The sequence below is a fragment of the Rathayibacter sp. AY1C7 genome (assembly GCF_002931865.1).
Taxonomy (GTDB): domain Bacteria; phylum Actinomycetota; class Actinomycetes; order Actinomycetales; family Microbacteriaceae; genus Rathayibacter.
On sequence record NZ_PSWB01000009.1, the window covers coordinates 71,972 to 92,469 of the forward strand.

Below are 20,498 nucleotides of genomic sequence, written 5' to 3' on the forward strand. Positions count from 1 at the left end.
AGAAGCTGGTTCGTCGATCCCCGGCGCCTCCGCTCGGGAGGAGGACGGCGGCGTGCCCTGTGAGCGGTTACAGTTAGCCATACGTGTATGGTCTTGTCAACAGTGGCGCAGCCACCCGCACCAGGGCACGACACTGGGACCGCGCACAGCCGAAGGAGACAGCTCGCATGACCACCGCTACCGGCGACACCCCCTCCGCCTTCCGCTACCGGCTCCCCGGAGCCGACGGGCGTCCGCTCCCCCGGGCTCCGTGGATCCCGGGGCGGCCGGGGCTGCGTTACGGAGGCGACTACAACCCCGAGCAGTGGCCGCGGGAGGTCTGGGCGGAGGACGTCGCCCTGATGCGCGAGGCGGGCGTCGACCTCGTCAGCGTCGGGATCTTCTCCTGGGCACTGCTCGAGCCGCAGGAGGGCCGGTACGACTTCGGGTTCCTCGACGAGCTGCTCGATCTGCTGCACGGCGCCGGGATCGATGTCGACCTCGCGACGCCGACGACCGTCCCGCCCGCCTGGTTCTGGAAGGCGTACCCGGACTCCCACCCTGTCACCCGGGAGGGCGTCACCCTGGGCCGGGGCTCGCGCGGCATGGTCAGCCCGAGCTCGCCCGAGTACCGGGCGGCGGCCGTCGCCGTCACGGAGCAGCTCGCGCAGCGCTACGCCGCGCATCCCGCGGTGGTCCTCTGGCACGTGCACAACGAGTACGGCGCTCCGGTCAGCGAGGACTACTCCGACTACTCTGTCGCGGCCTTCCGCGCCTGGCTGCAGGCGAAGTACGCGACGCTCGGCGCTCTGAACGCGGCGTGGGGCACGCTCTTCTGGGGCCAGGTGTACGGGGAGTGGGACGAGATCGACGCGCCACGGGTCGCGGCCACCGTCGTGAACCAGACGCAGCGGCTCGATTTCGCCCGCTTCACCTCGGACGCGCTCCTCGCCTGCTTCACGGCGGAGCGCGACGCGATCAAGCGCTACTCGGACAAGCCGGTCACCACGAACTTCATGGCCACCAACTGCCCCTCGATCGACTACTGGAGATGGAGCAGCGAGGTCGACCTGGTCTCGAACGACCACTACCTGGCCGCAGAGCGCCACGACAACCACGTGCTGCTGGCGATGGACGCCGACCTCACGCGATCTTTCGCCGGAGGGCGTCCGTGGATCCTCATGGAGCACTCGACGTCGGCGGTGAACTGGCAGCCGCGCAACATCGCGAAACGCCCCGGTGAGCTCGCACGCAACGCCGCGAGCCATCTCGCGCGCGGGGCCGACGCGGTCCTCTTCTTCCAGTTCCGGGCCTCCCGGTACGGAGCCGAGAAGTTCCACTCCGCGATGCTCCCCCACGCCGGGGCGCGGACGCGGGTCTGGAAGGAGGTCGTCGAGTTCGGCGCCGACCTCGACCGCCTCTCAGCGGTCCTCGGCTCCGTCGTCCGGACTCGCGTCGCGATCCTGTGGGACATCGAGTCCTTCTGGGCGCACGATCTGGAGTGGCGGCCCTCGGTCGAGCTCGATCACCGCGAGCGGATCGAGGCCTTCTACTCCGCGCTCTGGAAGCGCGGTGTCACGGTCGACTTCGCCCACCCCCACTCCGATCTCAGCGGCTACGGCCTCGTCCTCGCCCCCTCGCTCTACCTGATGGACCGGACGTCGTCCTCGAACGTGACCGAGTACGTCCGCGCCGGCGGCACGTTCGCCGCCTCCTACTTCTCAGGGATCGTCGACGAGAACGACGCCGTGCACGAGGGCGGCTTCCCCGGCGCCCTCCGCGAGGTCCTCGGCCTCTCGATCCCCGAGTTCCTGCCGCTCCGCGACGGCGAGGTCGTCGAGCTCGACTCCGGAGCGCGAGGAAGCGGCTGGACCGACGACATCGCCCTCGAGGGCGCGGTCGAGAGAGCGCGGTACGCCACCGGACCAGCTGCCGGAGGACCGGCGATCACCCGCAACGTGGTCGGCGACGGATCGGCCTGGTACCTCTCCACGCGGCTCCGGGGCGACGACCTCGCGGACTTCGTCGACACCCTGCTCACGGACGCCGGCATCACTCCACCCGCCGAGACAGTGGAAGGGCTCGAAGTCGTCGTCCGCCACGGTGACGTCGCGGACTTCACCTTCCTCATCAACCATGCCGAGACGGACGCGGCGGTCGCGAGCCCCGGCACGCTCGAGCTCATCACCGGCAGCACCGTGGACGGGACCGTGGTCGTTCCGGGGAAGGGCGTCCGGGTCGTGCGGCGGGACCACTGAGGATCGACCACCTGCTTCACTCCGAGGTCGAGACCTCGCGGGAACCGCGGGTGCCGCGAAGGTACTCGAAGGTGCGCAGGGATTCAAGGGGACGGCCGTCCGCAGCGAACAGGGCCTGGTTGTCCCAGGCCGATCCGCCGTGACTCCCGCCGACGTGGACCGGGTCGTAGCCCGCGGCGCGGCTCGTCGCCCATCCCGCGCCGAAGCGCTCCCAGAGCGACCGGTTCGCGGCGAGAGCCGATGGAGGACCGACGGGCAGCCAGGCCGGCTCCCAGTAGAAGACGCCGATGCCCGTCGATCCGACATCGCGCACTGCTGCGACGACATCCCGGAGAGCCGTCGCCTGGCCCTGCACACTGATCGGGTACCGGCTCGAAGAGGGAGCAGTGGCGATGACGTTCGGATGCCCGTCGCCGTCCGTCAGGGTGTACGGCCACGAGGTCTCGGCGACCATCACCTTCTTGCCGTAGGTCCGTGAGACCTGGGCCAGCACCTCGGTGAGGTTCGCGGTCGAGCCGTGCCAGTACGGATAGTAGGAGCTCGCGAAGACGTCGTAGTCGACTCCGAAGCGGTGGAGCCCCGCGGCGATCGCCGAGTACCGCCCGACGGATTCCGGGTTCGTGAAGTGCAGAGCGACAAGAGCATGCGGCAGCACTTCCCGCACGGCGGAAGCACCCGCTGCGAAGAGTGCTGCGAGGGAGGCGTCCATCGATGTGGCGTCGCGGGAGTAGCCGGCCATCCCGGTGTTCGTCTCGTTTCCGACCTGAACGACGCGCACGTCGACGCCGGCGTCCTCGAACCTCCGCAGCGCGCTGACCGTGAAGCCTCGCACGGCTGCTGCCGTCGCCTCCGGCGTCGAGCCGGCCCACGACTTCGGAGCCAGCTGACGACCGGGGTCCGCCCAGAAGTCGGAGTAGTGGAAGTCGACCAGCACTCCCAGTCCAGCAGCCGTGGCGCGTCTGCCGACCTCGACGGCTCGCCCGACGTCGACGTTCCCGCCGCCGTAGCCTCGGCCGCGGTCATCGAACGGATCGTTCCACACCCTGACCCGGACCGCCGTGACGCCCGCATCAGCGAGGACGGCGAAGAGATCCGCCGGAGAGCCGCTCCTCTCGCGGAAGACGACCCCGCTCTCCTCGAGGGAGAGGACGGAGGAGACGTCGACACCGCTGAGGAATCCCGTGGACATGCCGTCGACGCGGCTCACGACGACCGGGACACTCGTCGAGGCGGCAGGAGCGACTGGGGCCGGTGCGACCGTCCCGACGGTCAGGCAGGCGATCACAGCGGTGATCGAGAGGTGGAACGTTCTGCTTCGTCGCATGGTCAACCCTTCCGAGCGGTCCGTCACGGAGGAGGAGCCCCGCCGCCGCGGTCACGATCGCCGACCATAGGTTCGAGCGGCCGAGGGAACAACAGCCTTCTCCGTACAGGCGCGGCTTCCACCAGAACTGGCGCGGACGCGGAGCCGTGACGACCCTTCCCAAAGGGCTTCACGACGATGAGCCGCTCCCCGCTCGCGCGCCGCAGTCTCACCCGGGCGCCCCGCACCGGGCATCCGCCGCCTTCTCGACGGCGCTTCCTTGACACCGCCGCCGGCCGGTCATCATCATGCAGTCACGACCGGCGGCGGCGTGCCACCGGCGACCCGACAGGAACGGTGCACCGATGCCCACCACGATCTTCGTCAACCTGGCCGTCGCCGATCTCGCCCGGGCGAGAGCCTTCTACGAATCGCTCGGCTACTCGATCGACGAGGGCTTCAGCGACGAGAACGCCGTCAGCGTGGTGATCAGCGACACGATCACCGCGATGCTGCTCACGCGGGAGTTCTTCGCGGAGTTCACCAGCAAGCCGATCATCGACGCCACCACCTCGACCGAGGTGCAGCTCGCCCTCAGCGCCGACAGCAGGGAGGAGGTCGACACGCTCCACGGGAAGGCCCTCGCCGCGGGGGCGACCCCGGCCGGCGAGCAGGACCACGGATTCATGTACTCCAAGAGCTTCGACGACCTCGACGGCCACCACTGGGACTTCGTCTGGATGGACCCGGCGGCGGCAGCGGGCGGCGCACCGGAGCTGTCCGTCGAGGAGATCCGAGCGAACACGACGCACAGCTGAGTCACGACCCGCGGACTCCGAGCGGTCGACGTCCACGACCCGCGACGGCGCGCCCGCGCAGTCACACTCCGTCACGATCCGGCGCGCACTCCCCTCGGCCTGACAGGCTCCCGGCATCTGCCTTCAGGGCGTCTGGACAGGAGCACACCGTGACGATCACTGCACCGGCGACCACCGCGACCACCGCTGCGGCGACCACAGCGACCACTGCGGCGAGCGCCGCGACCTCGACCCCGGCGCCCGAAGACCGTGCCTCCGCGGCGGCCGGCTTCTCCACGCGCCAGGTGCACGCCGGTGCCGCGCCCGACGGCGCCCACGGAGCGCGCGTCACGCCCGTGCACCTCAGCGCCGGCTTCGTGTTCGACAGCTTCGAGCACGCCCGCGAGCGGTTCGCCGGCGAGGACGAGGGCTACCTCTACACCCGCAACGGGAACCCGACCACCGAGGAGGTCGAGCGTCGGCTCGCCGATCTCGAGGGCGGCGCCGAGGCGATCCTGGTGGCGAGCGGCCAGGCGGCCACCGCCTCCGCTCTCCTGGGGATCCTGCAGGCCGGCGACCGGGTGCTCTCGTCGCGCCGCTTGTACGAGGGCAACCGGGGGCTGCTGGTGCAGAACTTCGGTCGGCTCGGGATCGGCGTGGACTTCGTCGACGACGCGTCGGACCTCGGCGAGTGGGAACGGCGGATCGGGCCCGACACCCGGGTCCTCTTCGGCGAGCCGATCCCGAACCCGAAGAACGATCTGCTGGACCTCCCGGCGCTGGCCGCGATCGCGCACCGGCACGGGCTGCCGTTCGTGGTCGACAACACGCTCGCGACCCCGTACCTCCTCCGCCCGATCGAGCACGGGGCCGACGTGGTCGTGCACTCGACCAGCAAGTTCCTCGCCGGGCACGGCTCCGCCCTCGGCGGCGTGATCGTCGACGCCGGCACGTTCGACTGGGCGGCGCGCCCCGCGCTCTTCCCGCACCTCAACCAGGAGGAGCGGTCGTTCGGCGGCCGCAGCTGGACCGAGCAGCACGGCCGGCGCGCCTTCGTCTCGTACACGCGGGACATCGTGGTCTCCCGCCTCGGACCGACGCCGTCACCGCTGAACTCCTTCCTGCTGCGGCAGGGCGTCGAGACGCTGTCGCTGCGGGTCGAGCGGCACTCCGCGAACGCCCTCGCCGTCGCCCGCTTCCTCGAGGGGCGGCCCGAGGTCGTGTCGGTCGACTACTCCGGCCTGGAGTCGAGCCCGTCGTTCGCCCTCGCGCAGCGGCTGCTCCCCCGCGGGCAGGGCTCCGTCTTCTCCTTCACCGTGGCCGGAGGCGAGGCGGGCGCGGCCGCCTTCATCGACGCCGTCGAGCTGTTCAGCCACATGACCCACCTCGGCGACGTGCGCTCGCTGGTGCTGCATCCCGCGTCGACCACCCACGCCGGACGCACCCCCGCCGAGCGCGCCGCCGCCGGGATCCACCCCGGGCTCCTCCGGCTGTCGATCGGGATCGAGGACGTCGACGACCTCCTCCGCGACCTCGAGCGCGGGCTCGCCGCGGTGCGCGAACGCGCCCTCCCCGCGCTCGCGGAGGTGTGAGCGTGGCGCGCCGTCAGCACTTCGGCTGGTTCTTCTCCCGGGGCTTCGGACCGCAGGGATGGGGGCACCCCTACCGGGAGTGGAACCACGACTGGACGAAGCCCGGCCTCTACCAGCAGTCGGCCCGCGAGCTGGAGCAGGCCGGCTTCGAGCTGATCGTGATGGAGGACGCCGTCTCGCTCGGCTCCCCGGAGACGCTCGACCTGCGGGTGCGGGGAGCGTACGGCGGGCCGAAGCACGATCCGCTCCTCCTGGCGCCGTACCTGTTCGCGGCGACCGAGCGGATCGGGCTGGCGCCGACGATCAACGCCGGCATCACGCCCCCGTACCTCGCCGCCCGGCAGGCGGCGACGCTGCAGCACCTCAGCTCCGACCGCTTCGGGATCAACCTGGTCACCGACGTCGGCAGCGCCCGCCACGTGGGCCTGGAGCCGCTGTCGCACGACGCGGCCTACGACCGGGCCGACGAGTGGATGGCGGTCGTCCGCCGGCTCTGGCACAGCTGGGGCGAAGGCGCGCTGATCGCCGACCCCGGGTCGGGCCGCTACGCCGACGGCACCCGGATCGACGCGTTCCGGCACCGCGGGGAGCACTTCCGCGTGGACGGCCCCCTGAACGCCGTGCCCTTCGCGAACGGCGACCCGATCGTCGTCTCCCCCGGCGGGTCTCCCCGCGGCCTGGCCTTCGCCGGCACGCAGTCGGACGTGCAGCTCGCGCTCGCCCCTCTGGAGGCCCGGGCGGTGCGCGACTACCGGGCGCGCGTGCTCGCCGCGGCCGAGCAGCACGGGCGGACGGCGGACGACCTGCGCGTGCTCTTCGTCGTGAAGCCCGAGATCGTGTCGAGCCCGGAGGAGGCCGCGCGCGTCGTCGAGGCGTCGCGCCGCCCCGACGAGGACGCGCTGCGGCGGATCGCGCTCGGCTGGTCGAGCGACCTGGAGACCGACCTCACCGGGCTGGACCTGGACCTCCCCGTCCCGCGGTCGGTGTTCGGCGAGCACGTCTCGCACGGCACCATCGCCGGCCTGTACGGCGGCACGGAGGACGCTCCGCTGCGGGAGCTGCTGACCAGGAAGGCGTGCAAGGGCCGCGTCGCCGAGCGCGCCGGCTTCGTCGGCACCGCGGAGGAGTTCGCCGACTTCGTCGAGGAGCTCGGCGACGACGGCGGCAGCGACGGGCTCCTCCTCTCCGGGGACCTGCACCCGGTCACCCTGCACCGGATGCTCGACGACCTCGTCCCCGTCCTGCGCCGCCGCGGGATCCTCCGCGACGAGCTCGCTCCCGGCGGGACCCGCGCCAACCTCTTCGGGACGTAGGGGGGGTCCGCCCCGTCTCACTCCGGATCCTGCGCCCGGCCGGGCACCGGGCGGAAGGATCCGTGCTCGATCTCGTGGGCGAGCTGCACAGCCTCGACACGCGAGGCCGCCCGGTCCACCGCCGGCGGCCCGGCCTCATCGGGGGTGCAGAGGGAGCGGAGGCGCTGAAGGACGGCTCCTCGCCACTGTCGTGCGATGCCGCCCGCCTCGGTGCTCCGCCGTCCCACCTCGTCGAGTCCCCGCGAAGGCGCTCCGCCGTTCACACGGCGGCCCGCACGGCTTCGAGCGTCTCGAGGAGGAGGGGACGCGGCATGGCGAAGACGAGACGCACGTGGTCGGCGTAGCCGGCGCCGCACAGGCGTCCGGAGGTGAGCGTCACTCCCGCCTCGCGCTGCAGGTGCTGCGCGGGATCGGCGAGGCCGAGAGCACCCAGGTCGAACCAGGCGAGATACGTCGCCTCCGGGGTGCGGTGCCCGATCCGGGGCAGCTCGGAGGCGAGGAAGTCGGCGATGAGGCGCCGGTTGCCGTCGAGGTAGTCGACGACCTCGTCGAGCCACGCTCCGCCCTCCCGGTAGGCGGCCGTCGAGGCGATCACGCCGAGATTCGAAGCGCCGTGCTGCACCGCGAACCCGAAGCGCGAGTAGACGTCCTCGTCTGCGTCGTTCGTGGTGATCAGCTGCGCGGCCTTCAGGCCGGGGATGTTCCACGCCTTCGAGGCGCTCGTTCCGGTGACGGAATGCCGGGCGGCCTCCTCCGAGACCGAGGCGTAAGGGATGTGGGGGACGCCGTCAAACCGCAGCGGCGCGTGGATCTCGTCGGCGAAGACCCGCCCGCCGTGGCGCTCGACGACAGCGGCGAGACCTTCGAGCTCGGACCGCGGCAGGACCGAGCCCGTCGGGTTGTGCGGATTGCAGAGCACCAGGGTGCCCGCTCCCTGCGCGAAGGCCGCATCGATCCCGTCGAGGTCGTGCTCCCAGCGGCCGTCGACGATCGTTCCCGGGACCTCGATCACCTCGCGTCCGATGGCCGACAGGTAGGTGAGGAACGGCATGTAAGCGGGGGTAGGCACGATCACCGGTGAGCCGGGGCGGGAGAACTCGGTGACGGCCACTCCGAGCGCGGCCATGACATCCGAGACGGAGTGCACGCGGGCGGGGTCGACCGTCCACGCGTACTGCTCAGCGAGGTACTCCGCGGCGGCCTCGCCCAGCTCGCCCGCAGTCGAGGGGGACAGATAGCCCAGCACGTCGCCGGCCACGGCGTCGTGCAGTGCCCTCCGAACGGCCGGCGCCGTACCGAAGTCCATCTCGGCGACCCAGGCTCCGATGGTGCCGGGGCGGAGGCTCCACTTGCGGCTCGTCGGGCGGTCGAGTCGTTCGCGCGTGAGCGAGTCGAACAGGTGCATGGGAGTCCTCGGGGAAGCGGGCGGAGGGCGCCCCGCTGGGCGATCGGGGCGCCCGAGGCGGGGGCGGCTCAGCTGTTGTCGAGCGGGAGCCCGGGCGGGTTCACCAGGGCCTCGTCCACGGCCTCGTCCTGCAGGCCGTAGGCCGACAGCCAGTCCTGGTACTGACCGTTCCCGATGAGGTAGCCGAGGGCCTGGGCGATCGGCTCGGCGAGTCCGGAGTCCTTCTTCACAGTCGCCGCGATCAGCCCGTCGAGCGATTCGCCCGCTCCGGAGAACGTGCCGGCGTTGCGGGTCGGGTCGGCGCCGTCCTCCAAGATCCGGTTCTGGTAGACCGTCGTCGGGTTGGGCCCGAAGTAGGCGTCGATCCGGCCGGAGCCGAGAGCGAGAGTGACGGAGTTGGCATCGGGCAGTCGCGTGATCTCCAGGGACCTGCCCTCGGACTGCAGACGGGCCTGCCACTCGAGCAGGATCTTCTCCTGGTTGGTGCCGCTGCTGACCGCGACGGTGAGTCCGTCGAGGTTCTCGTAGTCGCCGTCGAACTCCCAGTCGTTCGAGGCGAGGACCTGGAACGCGAGGGTGTCGGCGCGGTAGGAGGCGAAGTCGTACTTCTCCTTGCGCTTCTCCGTGACGGTGATGTTCGAGAAGCCGACGTCGCTGCCTCCGGTGTCGATGCCCACGAAGAGGTTGTCCCAGGTGGAGTTCTCCACCTCGGGCTGCAGCCCGAGGACGGCGGCGACGAGGCGGCCGAGATCGGGCTCCGAGCCGGTGAGGGTCTCGGTGTCGGTCCCGGTGAACGCGAGCGGAGGGAAGCCTGCGGGGAGAGCGCCGACGCCGATCGTCAGGGTCCCGCGGTCGAGGATCTCCTGCGGCAGCGTGCCGCGGATCTCGTCGACGACCGGCACGTCGATGTCCGTCTCGGTCGCCGCTCCGTTGGAGAGGGCACCCACGGTGACGGTGGTGGTGCCGGAGGCGGCTCCCGGGGAGGCCGGGTCGGAGGCGGCGGCACCGGAGCAGGCCGCGAGGCCCGTCGTCAGCGCGGCGGCAGCGAGAAGCGCCCCGACTCTGGTCCAACGAGTGATGTGCGGTCTGGTCATGATTCGATTCCTGTGTCTGTCGTGCGGATGGAGAGGAGGAGGAGTGCGGGGGCTCAGCCGAGGACTCGGCCGAGGAAGTCGCGGGTCCGCGGATTCTGCGGGCGGTCGAGGACCTCGCTCGGGCTGCCCTGCTCGACGACGAGGCCGTCGTCGACGAACACCACCCGGTCGGCGACCTCGCGGGCGAAGCCGATCTCGTGGGTCACGACGATGAGGGTGCGGCCGCTCTCGGCCAGCGACCGGATGACCTGCAGCACCTCCCCGACGAGCTCGGGATCGAGAGCCGAGGTCGGCTCGTCGAAGAGGATCACCTCGGGGTCGAGCGCGAGCGCACGCGCGATGGCCACGCGCTGCTGCTGGCCGCCGGAGAGCTGCCTCGGATAGGCCGCCGCCTTGTCGGCGAGACGGACGTGCTCGAGCAGGGCGCGTGCCCGCTCGCGGGCCTCCGCGGGCGGCTGCCCCTGCGAGATCGGCGCCTCGGTGACGTTCTCGAGGATCGTCAGGTGCGGGAAGAGGTTGAAGCTCTGGAAGACGAAGCCGATCCTCGCCCTCTGGCGCAGGATCTCCTTCTCGCGCAGCTCCTTGAGCCGACCGCCGCGCAGCCGCACCCCGATCAGCTCGCCGTTCACGGAGACGAACCCCTCGTCGAGCTTCTCGAGATGGTTGATCGCCCGCAGCAGGGTCGACTTGCCCGAGCCGCTCGGACCGAGGATGACCGTGACGGTGCCTGCCTCGACGCGCAGGTCGACTCCCCGGAGCACGGTCCGGTCGCCGTAGGACTTGGTCGCGTTGTGGATCTCGATGGCGGCGGTCATCGCGCACTCCTCAGGCCGGCGAGCGAGCGCCGCACCCGCTGGAGGGGCGTGGGCGCGAGCTCCCGGTGCGCGCCACGGGCGTAGAAGCGCTCGATGTAGAACTGCACGACCGAGATCGCCGAGGTCAGCACCAGGTACCAGATCGTCGCGACGACGAGCAGGGGGATGATGTCCGTCGGGTACGTGCTGCCGAGGTTCTGAGCGACCCCGAACAGGTCGAGCAGCGAGACGTAGAACAGCAGCGAGCTCGCCTTCAGCAGGCCGATGATCTGGTTCACGTAGGCGGGCACGATCGAGCGGAGCGCCTGCGGGAGGACGATGCGGGTGAACTGGCGGCGCTGCGGGATCCCGAGCGCCTTCGCCGCTTCGTGCTGCCCCTGATCGACCGCGAGCACCCCGGAACGGACGACCTCGGCGCTGTAGGCGATCTCGGACAGGCTCAGGCCGATCACGCCGAGGGCGAGCGGAGGCAGCAGCGACACCGTCGGCACCGACCACTGCGGACCGAAAGGGATGCCGATGCCGACGGTCGGATACAGGTTGCCGAGATTGAACAGGAAGATGAGGACGAGGATCAGCGGCACCGAGCGGAACAGCCAGATGTAGACCCAGCTGAGCGTCGACAGCACCGGATTGCCCGAGAGCCGGGCTACGGCGACGACGATGCCTCCGACGAAGCTGATCACGGCGCTGATGGCGGTGGCGAGGAGCGTCAGCTGCAGCCCCTTCAGGATCGCCGGACTGAAGAGCCAGGTCCCGACCTTCGGCCACTCCCACGACGGGTTCGTGAAGAGGGTCTGTCCGGCGTTCAGCAGGAGCACGAGGACCAGTGCGGCGACCACCCAGCGCACCGGGTGGCGCAGCGGCAGCACCGGCCGCTCGCCGAGTCGGGCGAGGTCGATGCCTCCGGGAAGGGGGCCGGACGTGTCCCGCGGTCGAGGCGGCGCGATCGTGCCGCTCATGAGGCACGCCCCGTGACGCGACCGCGCAGGCGTGCTCCGCCGTCGGGCAGGGACGCGGTGAGCTGCGCGAAGGAGTCGTCGTGCGCGGTCCGGATCCTCGCGACGTCGAGCGGCCGATCGGTGAGCGTCCGCGCATAGCCGTGCAGGACGACCACCTCCGGAGGCTGGGTCACGTCGTAGAGCGGTGTGTAGCCCGCGGTGAGGTAGAGCCGCTGCGCCTCCGGCTGGAGCGGCCCGGTCGTGAGGTAGACGGTCGAGTAGCCGAGCCGGCGGGCCTCCGCCTCGAGCTCTGCGACCACGCGCAGGGCGAGTCCCTGCCGACGGTGCGCCGAGGATGTCCAGATGCGCTTGAGCTCGGCGGTCGTGTCGTCGAATCTCTTCAGCGCGCCTCCGGCGATCGCGGTGCCGTCGCGCAGAAGCAGGACGAAGGATCCCTCCGGCGGGGCGAACACCTCGCTCGGGTAGCGCGCGAGCTCGGCCGATGCCGGCTCGCCCCAGGCGGTGCCGTAGCGGGTGTCGTACTCGCGCTCGAGCTCGTCGAGCAGGGGCCGGGCCCGCGGGTCATCGGCCCGCACATGGACGAACTCGTCGGCCGCGACGGTGTCAGACGAGGACACGAGCGGCCTCCTCGGCGGCCTGGGCGGCCGCGGCGTCGCGTCGAGCGACCTCCTCGCGCACCAGCGGTATCACATGGCGACCGAAGTCGAGGGTGTCGTCGACGTAGTCGTAGCCGCGCGCCGAGATGATGTCGACCCCGAGATCGACGTAGTCGAGCAGCGCGGCGGCCACCGTCTCCGGTGTCCCGACGAGGGCGTTCGAGTTGCCGCGCGCTCCCGCGGCGACTCCCGCCCTGGTCCAGAGCGCGCGATCGAAACGGTCGCCTGCGGCGGCGATCGCGAGGAGGCGCTGCGAGCCGGTGTTCTCCGGCGCGGCGAGGCCTCCGGGGGCGGTCTCGCGGGTGCGCGCCTCGATGCGGCGGAGGATCCCCTCCGCCTTCTCCCAGGCCTGCTCCTCGGTGGCCCCGAGGATGGGTCGGAAGGCGACCTGGATGCGCGGCGCGACGTCGCGGCCGGCCGCCGCCGCCGCCGCCGCCCGGATGCTGCGGATCTGCTCGGCGGTGTCCCGCAGCGGCTCGCCCCAGAGCGCGTAGACGTCGCTCTCGGCGGCACCGACGGACAGAGCGGCGGGAGAGGAGCCTCCGAACGAGATCTGCGGCCGAGGCTGCTGCACCGGCCAGACGTCGCTGACGAACCGGGAGAAGCGGTAGTGCTCCCCGACGTGATCGAACGGCTCACGGGTCGTCCAGACCTGCTTGACGATCCTGATGTACTCGGCGGTGCGCGCGTAGCGCTCGTCCTTGCTCAGGTAGTCGCCCTCCGCGGCCTGGTCCGCGTCCGACCCGCCCGTGATAACGTGGACACTCAGGCGGCCTTCACTCAGCTGATCGAGGGTCGCGAAGGCTTTCGCCGCGACCGTGGGGTAGGAGACGTTGGGCCGGTGCGCCAGCAGCAGCTGGATGCGCTCGAGCCGCGACGCGATGAAAGCGGCGGCGACGGCGGGGTCGGGGGCTCCGGAGTGGTAGGCGAACAGGATGCGGTCCCACCCGCTGTCCTCATGAGCCGCGGCCAGACGCACCGTGTACTCCGGGTCGAAGCTCGCGCCGCTGCGTGCTCGTGTCTCGCTGCCGTCGTTGAGCGCGGCGATGCCGAGGAATTCGATGGGCACTCGAGGCTCCTGCCTGTCGGGGCGCACCGTTCTGCACGCCGTGGGGGCCGACGCTAGGGTCCGCGGCCACCCGGCTCCAACCCGCCGCTACACACTTCTTCACATCGTCACGAGTCGTCACAGAGCGGCGTCCTCACGGGGGAAGAGTCATCGTGGACGCATGTCAGCGCCATCGGACGGGACCCGCTCCCTCGTGATCGTCGGGGGAGGTCCCCGCGCGGTCGGGGTCCTCGAGCGCCTCGCCGCGAACGCCGCCGAGGACGCCCTCGGGCCGGCCGCGCTCGTCGTCCACGTCGTCGACCCGTACCCCGTCGGCCCCGGCCGGATCTGGCGCTACGAGCAGTCGCCGCTGCTGAAGCTCAACTCGCTCGCAGCCGACGTGACGATGTTCACCGACGCGAGCGCGACGATCGAGGGGCCGGTGCGCCCCGGACCCTCGCTGATCGAGTGGGCGGAGGCGGTGCGGGCCGGCCGGATCGCGCTCGCAGAGGGCGACGAAGCCGTGCGCCGCGAGCTCGACGGGCTCCGCGCCGACAGCTTCCCCACCCGCCGGCTGCAGAGCCTCTATCTGCGCTGGTTCCACCGGGAGGCGCTCGCCGCTCTCCGCCCTGACGTCGAGGTCCGCGAGCACGCGGCGCGTGTCGTCGAGGTGCTCGGCCGCGACGACGGTGCGCAGCGGGTCGTCCTCGACTCCGGCGACGTGATCGAGGCGGACCTGGTCCTGTTCTCGCTCGGGCACAGCGGCGCTCTGCCGACGGTCGACGAGACCCGGCTGGCCGGGTTCGCCGAGCGCCACGGCCTCGCCTACCTGCCGCCGTCGTTCACGGCCGACGCCGACCTCGGATCCCTCCGCGCCGGACGCGACGTGATCGTGCGCGGCTTCGGCCTCGTCGCGGTCGATCTCCTGGTGCTGCTCACCGAGGGCCGGGGCGGCCGCTTCGAACGGGACGACGCCGGCGGACTGCGCTACCACCCGTCGGGACGTGAGCCGCGCATCCTGATCGGCAGCCGCCGCGGGGTCCCCTACCACTCGAAGATCGGCTCGACGCTCCAGGGAGCCGCGCCCGAGCCCCGCTGGTTCTCGGCGTCCGTCGTGGAGGAGCTGCGCTCGCGACACCGCCCGCTCGACTTCAGCGAGGACGTCTGGCCCCTGATCGCCCAGGAGATGCTCTGGGGCTACTACCGTGAGCTCTTCACCGGGCACCCCGACCGGGTGAGCACCGACTGGACGCACTTCTCGGAGGTGTTCTCGCGGCTCGACCCGCGCGCCTCGGTCCTCGCCGGCTCCCGCGGCCCGCGACCCGAAGCGGGACAGGGGTACGCTCTCCCCGCACTCGGGGCCGACGCCGAGCGGGTCCTCGGAGATGCGCGGACCCTGACCGCGCTCGTCGCGGACACTGTGCCGGACAGCCTCGACAGGCTGCTCCTCCCCGATCTCGACCGCCCGTTCGCCGATGTGCGGTTCGCCGACGGCTCGGCGCTGCAGGAGGCGGTGCGCGCCTACATCCGGGACGACCTGGCTCTGCGCAGCCGGCAGGAGCACAGCGCCACGATGGCGCTCTTCCTCGCGCTTCTGCGCAGCCACTTCCTCGTCGCCGATCTCACCGCGTCCGCGAGGTGGACACCCCGCTCGCGGATCGAGGATCTGCACGGATGGTGGCTCGGCTGGTTCAGCTTCCTCGCGAGCGGGCCGCCCGCGCACCGTCTCGAGGAGCTGCTCGCACTCTCGGACGCGGGCGTCGTCGACTTCCTCGGCCCGGGCATCCGTGTGGAGACCTCCGAAGAGGAGGGCCGCTTCGTCGCGAGCGGCGGGGCGACCGATCAGGTCGTCCTCGCTGACGCTCTCGTCGACGCGCGCCTCCCCCGGACGTCCGTTGCGAGGAGTGACGACGCGCTGATGCGAGCGCTCGTCGCGTCGGGGTCGGCGGTCGAGGACCTCGTCGACGTCGGCGACACTCTCCTGTCGACCGGGAGGCTGCGCGTGCACCAGGACGACACCCTGCTGCGCTCGACGGCGGGAGGCCGCGTCGGCCGCCGGTACGCGATCGGCCCGTACACCGACTCGCCGTTCGTCGGCGCCTTCTCCCGGCCGGGCACGAACGCGGTGTCGTTCCGCGAGAACGACAAGGTCGCGCGCGCGCTGCTGCGCCGCCTCCGCGCACTCGACGACGAGGAGCTCGTCCGAGCCGGCACCCTGATCCGAGGAGCACGATGACCGCCGCCCCACCCCTCAGCCTCGCCGTCGCCCTCGAGGGCGCCGGCTGGCACCCCGCGTCCTGGCGCGAGCCTGGCGCCCGTCCCGACGCGCTCTTCACCGGCGCGTACTGGGCGGACATCGTGCAGCGGGCGGAGCGCGGCGGGATCGACTTCGTGACGATCGAGGACTCCTTCGCCCTGCAATCGGCGGACCCCTTCCTGGCCGACGACCGCACCGACGAGGTCCGCGGCCGGCTCGACGCGCTGCTGATCGCCTCCTACGTCGCCCCCCTCACGAGCCGCATCGGTCTCGTGCCCACGGTCACCGTGACGCACACGGAGCCCTTCCACGTGTCGAAGGCCGTCGCGACGCTCGACCACCTGAGCCGGGGGCGGGGCGGTTGGCAGGTCAGGGTGTCGTCACGCGTCGACGAAGCCTCGCACGTCGGACGACGAATCGCGGCGATCGTGCCGCCGGAGCCGGGCACGCCCCTTCTCGAGGACCCCGCGATCCGCGCCGTCGTCGACGAGCTCTTCGAGGAGGCGGCCGACGCCGTCGAGGTCGCACGGAGACTCTGGGACAGCTGGGAGGACGACGCCGAGATCCGCGACGTCGCCACCGATCGCTTCCTCGACGCCGACAAGGTGCACCGCGTCGACTTCGCAGGACGCTGGTTCTCGGTGCGCGGCCCCGCGATCACTCCCCGGCCGCCGCAGGGGCAGCCCGTCGTCGCCGCGCTCGCACACGCCGACATCCCGTACCGTTTCGCCGCGCGCTCGGCCGACGTCGTGTTCGCGACGCCTCAGAACGCAGCGGACGCCGAGAGGATCCTCCAGGAGATCGCCGAGGCGGAGCGCGGGGCGGGGCGCACGGGCGAGCGCCTGCGGGTCCTCGCCGACCTCGTCGTCGTCCTCGACACCCCGGCGGAGTCCGCCGCGGCCAGACTCTCGCGCCTCGACGCTCTCGGCCGACCGCTCACCGGCGACGCCGCCGTCGCCGCCGGGTCGGCCGCGTCCGTCGCCGACCGCATCGCCGAGCTCTCACGGCTCGGCTACGACGGCGTCCGCCTCCGACCCGCGGTTCTCGCCACCGATCTGCCGCTGATCGCCGACGACCTCGTGCCCGAGCTGCGCCGACGCGGTCTGCTCGTCGGGACGGAGGAGGGCCGCACCCTCCGCTCAGCCCTGGGCCTGCCCACGTCGATCCCGAACCGCTACGCCTCCGAGGAGCAGTCATGACGCGGCGACCGAAGCAGATCGTCCTCGCCGCCTACGTGGGCGGGGTGAACGAGCACACCCTGTGGGAGCACCCCGACGCCGGCAGCCAGGTCGACTTCTCGACGTTCCGCCGCGTCGCAGAGACCGCGGAGCGCGGGCGGTTCGACTACTTCTTCCTCGCCGAGGGTCTGGCACTGCGGGAGCGCGCGGGGCGCCCGTTCGACCATGACATCGCCGGACGACCGGACACTCTGCCGCTCCTCGCCGCGCTGGCCGCGGTCACGGAGCACATCGGCCTGGTCGGCACGCTCAACGCGACGTTCAACGAGCCCTTCGAGCTCGCCCGTCAGATCGCGACCCTCGACCACCTCTCAGGCGGACGAGCGGGGTGGAACGTGGTCACGTCCTTCGACGCCTTCACGGGCGCGAACTTCCGCCGCGGCGGCTTCCTCGACCGCGCCGACCGCTACGCCCGTGCCGAGGAGGCCGTCCGCGCGGTGACGACGCTCTGGGACACCTGGACCTCCGACGCCGTGCGAGCCGATGCCCCCTCCGGCGAGTTCCTCGCCGACTCGTCGACGGGGTCGTTCGCCGTCTCGAGCAGCCAGTTCGACGTCTCCGGCCGTTTCACCGTGCCGCGCAGCCCGCAGGGCCGCCCGGTGATCGTGCAGGCGGGCGTCTCTCCGCAGGGTCGCGACTTCGCGGCGTCGAGCGCCGACGTGATCTTCTCCCCCTACCACCGGGGACCTGAGGCGCACGAGTTCGCGCGCGACATCGCGGCCCGGGTCGCGGCGGAGGGTCGCCCGGCCGGCTCCGTGCGGATCCTCCCGTCAGCCGCCGTCGTCCTCGGCGGCACCGCTGCGGAGGCGGAGGAGAGAGCGCGGTGGATCCGCGATCAGCAACTCACACCGCGCACGATCCAGGTGCTCTTCGAGCAGGTCTGGAACCGGGACCTGTCGGGCTTCGACGTCGACGGGCCGGTACCCGATCTCGAGCCCGACCTCGAGGCGCCGCCGCTGATCGAGGGCCGCGCACTGATCCACGGTGATCGCGCGGGGACCGTCCGCGCCTGGCGTGCGCTCGCTCAGGAGCGCGACCTCACCCTCCGCGGTCTCGCCGAGACCGTCTTCGACCGCACGGAGTACGTGGGCACGGCTGAGCAGGTCGCCGACCGTCTCGACGAGTTCGTGCAGAGCGGAGGCGGCGACGGGGTCGTCCTCGGATCGCACCTGCACCCGGGTGGTCTGGACGAGTTCGTCGACCGCGTCGTGCCGCTGCTGCAGGAGCGCGGTTCGCTGCGCACCGAGTACGAGGGCACGACCCTGCGGGAGAACCTCGGCCTGGAGATCCCCGCCCGGCCGTGACCTCATCCCCTCCGCCCCCTCTCCGACCTCCGAAGGAAGACCATGACCGACGCCTACTACGACCGCGCAGCCGACCGCCGCTACACCGCCGCCTACAAGAAGGAGACCCCCGACGTCCTTGCGGCGTTCACCGCCTTCGACACCGCCGTCTTCGCTCCGCAGGGTCGCGAGATCCCGCTCAAGTACCGCGAGCTCATCGCCTACGCCGTGGGCATCAGCAAGCAGTGCGTCTACTGCATCGACGGCCACGGCCAGAACGCCGTGCGCGCCGGTGCGACCGAGACCGAGCTCGCCGAATCAGCCTGGGTCGCGGCCGCCATCGGAGCCGGAGCCGCCTTCGCGCACGGCCGACTCGGCTTCAAGCTGACCGAGGACCACCCGCACTGATCGTGCCCCCGCCCCTGTCCCTCCTACCGATCGGCCGATCATGACGAACGAACCCGCCTTCAGCATCACCCTCACCCCCTTCGACGAGGACTACTCGCCGGCCCGGAGCTCCCGGATCACCACCAACTTCGCGAATCTGGCCCGCGGCGAGCACCGCCGGGAGAACCTCCGGACCGCGCTGCGGATGATCGACGACCGGTTGAACGATCTCGTGCCGGGCGACGATCCGAGCCGCGGCCGCTACACGGTCGGGCTCGACATCGTCTCCGTCGGGCTGCGGCTCACCACGGACGGCGAGGACCGGGAGTTCCCCCTGCTGGAGGTCCTGCGCACCCGGATCCTCGACCGCCGCACCGGCCGATGTCAGCCGGGGACACTGGGGAACAACTTCTCCTCCTACCTCCGCGACCACGACTTCAGCGTGCGGCTGCCGGCGGTCAACGCCGCGCAGGCCGGCTTCACCGTCCCCGACGACTTCGGCGTCCTGCACGGCGCGCTCTTCCAGCACTTCCGGGACTCCGCGCAGTACGCGGAGCTCTCGTCGACGCCGCCCGTCATCTGCATCAGCGTCTCGACGAGCAGGACGTACCGGCGCACCGGGACCCTCCATCCGATCCTCGGCGTCGAGTACCGGCAGGACGAGCTCTCGCTGACCGACCGGTACTTCTCGGAGATGGGCCTCGGGGTCCGCTTCTTCATGCCGCCCGGCAGCACGGCGCCGCTCGCGTTCTACTGCGGCGGCGACCTGCTGGAGGACTACTCGGACCTCCAGCTCATCGCCACGATCAGCACGATGGAGACGTTCCAGAGGATCTACCGGCCCGAGATCTACGGCGCGCGCTCGGCCGCCGCCGACGTCTACCGGCCGGACCTGGAGCAGCAGGACTACGTGCGGCCCGCGGTCTCCTACGACCGCGAGGAGCGCGGTCGGCTCGCGGTCGAGCAGGGGCGGTTCGCGGAGGAGCACCTCATGAAGCCGCACGGGGAGCGGCTGCGGCAGTGGGCCGCCGAGTACGCGGAAGCGGTCCGATGAGCGCCCGCGGATCCTCGACGTCCCTCCCGCTCCTGCCCACCTCGATCGCCGGCAGCCTGCCGAAGCCGTCGTGGCTCGCGCAGCCGGAGACCCTGTGGTCCCCGTGGCGGCTGACCGGCGACGCCCTGGCCGAGGGCAAGCAGGACGCCCTGCGCGCCGCCGTCCACGAGCAGCACCACCGGGGCCTGGACATCGTCAGTGACGGGGAGCAGACCCGGCAGCACTTCGTCACGACGTTCATCGAGCACCTCACGGGCGTCGACTTCGAGCGGCGCGAGACGGTGCGCATCCGCGACCGGTACGACGCGAGCGTGCCGACCGTCGTCGGCGCCGTAGGGCTCGAGAGGCCCGTGTTCGCCGACGACGCCCGGTTCCTGCGCGAGCAGACCGATCAGCCCATCAAGTGGGCGCTGCCCGGCCCGATGACGATGATCGACACCCTCTCCGACCGGCACTACGGGAGCCGCGAGAAGCTGGCGTGGGAGTTCGCGACCATCCTCAACGAGGAGGCGCGGGCCCTCCAGGACGCCGGAGTCGACATCGTCCAGTTCGACGAGCCCGCCTTCACCGTCTTCTTCGACGAGGTGCACGACTGGGGTGTGGCCGCGCTGGAGAGGGCGGCGGAGGGACTCCGCATCGAGACCGCGGTGCACATCTGCTACGGCTACGGGATCAAGGCGAACACCGACTGGAAGGCGACCCTCGGGTCGGAGTGGCGGCAGTACGAGGAGTCGTTGCCGCTCCTCCAGCAGTCCTCGCTCGACATCGTCTCGCTGGAGAGCCACCATTCCCACGTGCCGATGGAGCTGATCGAGCTCGTCCGCGGCAAGAAGGTCATGCTCGGAGCGATCGACGTGGCGAGCGGGACCGTCGAGACGCCCGAGGAGGTCGCCGACACCCTGCGCCGCGCCCTCCGGTTCGTCGACGCGGACCTGCTCCTCCCCAGCACGAACTGCGGCATGGCGCCGCTGCCCCGCGACCTCGCCTGGGGGAAGCTCAGCGCGCTGAGCGCGGGAGCAGCGATCGTCCGCGAGGAGCTCGCGCCCTGACCGGCCTC

17 protein-coding genes are annotated in these 20,498 nt (G+C 71.6%); 10 read left to right on the plus strand and 7 right to left on the minus strand.

Going from position 1 to position 20,498, the window contains the following annotated elements:
- Positions 1-167 precede the first annotated feature (167 nt).
- Positions 168-2,237, plus strand: a complete 2,070-nt coding sequence (locus tag C5C69_RS06845) for a beta-galactosidase (protein WP_104257610.1) — start codon at positions 168-170, stop codon at positions 2,235-2,237.
- A gap of 16 nt (positions 2,238-2,253) precedes the next feature.
- Here the strand turns inward: C5C69_RS06845 and C5C69_RS06850 are convergent, their stop codons facing one another.
- The gene (locus tag C5C69_RS06850; RefSeq protein WP_104223281.1) at positions 2,254-3,561 is read right to left on the minus strand and encodes a glycosyl hydrolase 53 family protein; all 1,308 of its coding nucleotides are present in this window, start codon (positions 3,559-3,561) and stop codon (positions 2,254-2,256) included.
- A 344-nt stretch (positions 3,562-3,905) separates the two neighbouring features.
- Between C5C69_RS06850 and C5C69_RS06855 the strand changes: the two genes are divergently transcribed.
- The 3 genes from C5C69_RS06855 (at position 3,906) to C5C69_RS06865 (ending at position 7,242) form a co-directional block, all read left to right on the plus strand.
- Positions 3,906-4,358, plus strand: coding sequence for a VOC family protein (locus C5C69_RS06855; RefSeq protein WP_104257611.1), 453 nt, complete (start codon positions 3,906-3,908; stop codon positions 4,356-4,358).
- Between the two features lie 284 nt (positions 4,359-4,642).
- The gene (locus C5C69_RS06860; RefSeq protein ID WP_104257634.1) at positions 4,643-5,929 is read left to right on the plus strand and encodes an O-acetylhomoserine aminocarboxypropyltransferase/cysteine synthase family protein; all 1,287 of its coding nucleotides are present in this window, start codon (positions 4,643-4,645) and stop codon (positions 5,927-5,929) included.
- 2 nt (positions 5,930-5,931) lie between these two features.
- A complete protein-coding gene (locus tag C5C69_RS06865) occupies positions 5,932-7,242 on the plus strand; it encodes an LLM class flavin-dependent oxidoreductase (protein WP_104257612.1) in 1,311 nt (436 codons plus the stop codon).
- 259 nt (positions 7,243-7,501) lie between these two features.
- Here the strand turns inward: C5C69_RS06865 and C5C69_RS06870 are convergent, their stop codons facing one another.
- The 6 genes from C5C69_RS06870 to C5C69_RS06895 form a co-directional block, all read right to left on the minus strand.
- The gene (locus C5C69_RS06870; protein ID WP_104247108.1) at positions 7,502-8,647 is read right to left on the minus strand and encodes a MalY/PatB family protein; all 1,146 of its coding nucleotides are present in this window, start codon (positions 8,645-8,647) and stop codon (positions 7,502-7,504) included.
- 68 nt (positions 8,648-8,715) lie between these two features.
- Positions 8,716-9,741 (minus strand): transporter substrate-binding domain-containing protein, encoded by a 1,026-nt coding sequence (locus C5C69_RS06875; protein WP_104257613.1) that lies wholly within the window; start codon positions 9,739-9,741, stop codon positions 8,716-8,718.
- Positions 9,742-9,794: 53 nt separating this feature from the next.
- Positions 9,795-10,556, minus strand: coding sequence for an amino acid ABC transporter ATP-binding protein (locus tag C5C69_RS06880; protein ID WP_104223287.1), 762 nt, complete (start codon positions 10,554-10,556; stop codon positions 9,795-9,797).
- On the minus strand, positions 10,553-11,518 hold the full coding sequence (locus tag C5C69_RS06885) for an amino acid ABC transporter permease (RefSeq protein ID WP_104233982.1): 966 nt from the start codon (positions 11,516-11,518) through the stop codon (positions 10,553-10,555). Before C5C69_RS06885 ends, C5C69_RS06880 begins: the two co-directional genes overlap by 4 nt.
- On the minus strand, positions 11,515-12,135 hold the full coding sequence (locus C5C69_RS06890) for a GNAT family N-acetyltransferase (RefSeq protein WP_219812350.1): 621 nt from the start codon (positions 12,133-12,135) through the stop codon (positions 11,515-11,517). Before C5C69_RS06890 ends, C5C69_RS06885 begins: the two co-directional genes overlap by 4 nt.
- The gene (locus tag C5C69_RS06895; RefSeq protein ID WP_104257614.1) at positions 12,122-13,243 is read right to left on the minus strand and encodes an LLM class flavin-dependent oxidoreductase; all 1,122 of its coding nucleotides are present in this window, start codon (positions 13,241-13,243) and stop codon (positions 12,122-12,124) included. Before C5C69_RS06895 ends, C5C69_RS06890 begins: the two co-directional genes overlap by 14 nt.
- Positions 13,244-13,403: 160 nt before the next feature.
- Here C5C69_RS06895 and C5C69_RS06900 point away from each other — a divergent pair, with 160 nt between their 5' ends.
- The 6 genes from C5C69_RS06900 to C5C69_RS06925 are packed head-to-tail and all read left to right on the plus strand — an operon-like array spanning position 13,404 to position 20,490.
- The gene (locus C5C69_RS06900) at positions 13,404-15,458 is read left to right on the plus strand and encodes an FAD/NAD(P)-binding domain-containing protein (RefSeq protein WP_104257615.1); all 2,055 of its coding nucleotides are present in this window, start codon (positions 13,404-13,406) and stop codon (positions 15,456-15,458) included.
- Positions 15,455-16,678: an LLM class flavin-dependent oxidoreductase gene (locus C5C69_RS06905; RefSeq protein ID WP_104226542.1), complete on the plus strand. Its 1,224-nt coding sequence runs from the start codon at positions 15,455-15,457 to the stop codon at positions 16,676-16,678. Before C5C69_RS06900 ends, C5C69_RS06905 begins: the two co-directional genes overlap by 4 nt.
- Positions 16,675-18,021: an NtaA/DmoA family FMN-dependent monooxygenase gene (locus tag C5C69_RS06910; RefSeq protein WP_104257616.1), complete on the plus strand. Its 1,347-nt coding sequence runs from the start codon at positions 16,675-16,677 to the stop codon at positions 18,019-18,021. Before C5C69_RS06905 ends, C5C69_RS06910 begins: the two co-directional genes overlap by 4 nt.
- 42 nt (positions 18,022-18,063) lie before the next feature.
- A complete protein-coding gene (locus tag C5C69_RS06915; RefSeq protein ID WP_104223293.1) occupies positions 18,064-18,408 on the plus strand; it encodes a carboxymuconolactone decarboxylase family protein in 345 nt (114 codons plus the stop codon).
- A gap of 40 nt (positions 18,409-18,448) precedes the next feature.
- Positions 18,449-19,441: a putative oxygenase MesX gene (locus C5C69_RS06920; protein WP_104257617.1), complete on the plus strand. Its 993-nt coding sequence runs from the start codon at positions 18,449-18,451 to the stop codon at positions 19,439-19,441.
- Positions 19,438-20,490, plus strand: a complete 1,053-nt coding sequence (locus C5C69_RS06925) for a methionine synthase (protein ID WP_104226544.1) — start codon at positions 19,438-19,440, stop codon at positions 20,488-20,490. Before C5C69_RS06920 ends, C5C69_RS06925 begins: the two co-directional genes overlap by 4 nt.
- Positions 20,491-20,498 lie beyond the last annotated feature (8 nt).

What these genes read in the sequence shown, in the direction of transcription:
- C5C69_RS06850 (WP_104223281.1), bottom strand. Translation starts at nt 3,561, where the DNA reads ATGCGACGAAGCAGAACGTTCCACCTCTCGATCACCGCTGTGATCGCC.
- C5C69_RS06905 (WP_104226542.1), top strand. Translation starts at nt 15,455, where the DNA reads ATGACCGCCGCCCCACCCCTCAGCCTCGCCGTCGCCCTCGAGGGCGCC.
- C5C69_RS06925 (WP_104226544.1), top strand. Translation starts at nt 19,438, where the DNA reads ATGAGCGCCCGCGGATCCTCGACGTCCCTCCCGCTCCTGCCCACCTCG.
- C5C69_RS06870 (WP_104247108.1), bottom strand. Translation starts at nt 8,647, where the DNA reads ATGCACCTGTTCGACTCGCTCACGCGCGAACGACTCGACCGCCCGACG.
- C5C69_RS06915 (WP_104223293.1), top strand. Translation starts at nt 18,064, where the DNA reads ATGACCGACGCCTACTACGACCGCGCAGCCGACCGCCGCTACACCGCC.
- C5C69_RS06845 (WP_104257610.1), top strand. Translation starts at nt 168, where the DNA reads ATGACCACCGCTACCGGCGACACCCCCTCCGCCTTCCGCTACCGGCTC.
- C5C69_RS06885 (WP_104233982.1), bottom strand. Translation starts at nt 11,518, where the DNA reads ATGAGCGGCACGATCGCGCCGCCTCGACCGCGGGACACGTCCGGCCCC.
- C5C69_RS06910 (WP_104257616.1), top strand. Translation starts at nt 16,675, where the DNA reads ATGACGCGGCGACCGAAGCAGATCGTCCTCGCCGCCTACGTGGGCGGG.
- C5C69_RS06920 (WP_104257617.1), top strand. Translation starts at nt 18,449, where the DNA reads ATGACGAACGAACCCGCCTTCAGCATCACCCTCACCCCCTTCGACGAG.
- C5C69_RS06855 (WP_104257611.1), top strand. Translation starts at nt 3,906, where the DNA reads ATGCCCACCACGATCTTCGTCAACCTGGCCGTCGCCGATCTCGCCCGG.
- C5C69_RS06880 (WP_104223287.1), bottom strand. Translation starts at nt 10,556, where the DNA reads ATGACCGCCGCCATCGAGATCCACAACGCGACCAAGTCCTACGGCGAC.
- C5C69_RS06875 (WP_104257613.1), bottom strand. Translation starts at nt 9,741, where the DNA reads ATGACCAGACCGCACATCACTCGTTGGACCAGAGTCGGGGCGCTTCTC.
- C5C69_RS06900 (WP_104257615.1), top strand. Translation starts at nt 13,404, where the DNA reads ATGTCAGCGCCATCGGACGGGACCCGCTCCCTCGTGATCGTCGGGGGA.